The sequence below is a fragment of the Streptococcus sp. HMSC078H03 genome, assembly GCF_001808655.1.
Classification (GTDB): Bacteria; Bacillota; Bacilli; order Lactobacillales; family Streptococcaceae; genus Streptococcus; species Streptococcus salivarius_G.
Map to the genome: position 1 here is coordinate 1 of NZ_KV794090.1, position 880 is coordinate 880.

Consider the following 880-nt stretch of genomic DNA (forward strand, 5'->3'; position numbering starts at 1 on the left):
AGAGACTGAAGCGGATGTGCTTGCTGATTCTGAGACAGAGGCTGAAGCTGAGGCGCTTGCTGACTCAGATGCAGAGACTGATGCAGATGTGCTTACTGAGACTGACGCAGATACTGAGTTTGAAACAGACTGTGATTCTGAGATTGAAGCACTTGTTGATGCAGACTCTGAATTTGAAACTGATTGTGATTCACTGATTGAAGCACTTACAGATGTACTTTCAGAATTAGATACTGATTGTGAGCCTGAAACAGATGCACTCAATGACGCCGATTCACTCAATGATGCTGAGTTAGATGTTGAAATTGATTCACTAGCTGAAATGAAGCTTGAAGCCGAGTTCGAAATAGATTCTACAGTTGAAATGATTGCAGAAATTGAAGCACTGAAGGCTTGAGACTGGCTTTCAAATACAGAAGCACTCAATGAGCTTGATGTACTCAATGATGCTGACTCTGAAGCAGACACTGATGCACTTGCACTTTGCGATTCACTCAATGATGCTGACTCACTAGCTGAAATTGAAGCACTTACTGACGCTGACTCTGAGTTTGAAGCGGATTGTGATTCAGACACTGATGCACTCTCTGATGCTGATTCTGAGTTAGACACTGATTGTGATTCTGAGATTGATTCACTTACTGATGCTGACTCTGACGTTGAAGCAGACTGTGATTCTGAGATTGAAGCACTTACTGATGCTGATTCTGAGTTTGAAACAGACTGTGATTCTGAAACTGATGCACTTTCTGACGCTGATTCGGAGTTTGAGACTGACTGTGATTCTGATACAGAAGCACTCTCTGACGCTGATTCTGAGTTAGACACTGATTGCGATTCAGAAATAGAAGCACTTTCTGACGCTGACTCTGAGTTAGAC

Annotated in this window: 1 pseudogene; it reads left to right on the forward strand. The window is 42.6% G+C overall.

Features of this window, described 5'->3' with window-relative positions:
* A pseudogene (locus HMPREF2607_RS10465) lies at nt 1–397 on the forward strand (MSCRAMM family adhesin SdrC); the annotation flags it as partial.
* Between the last annotated feature and the right edge of the window lie 483 nt (nt 398–880).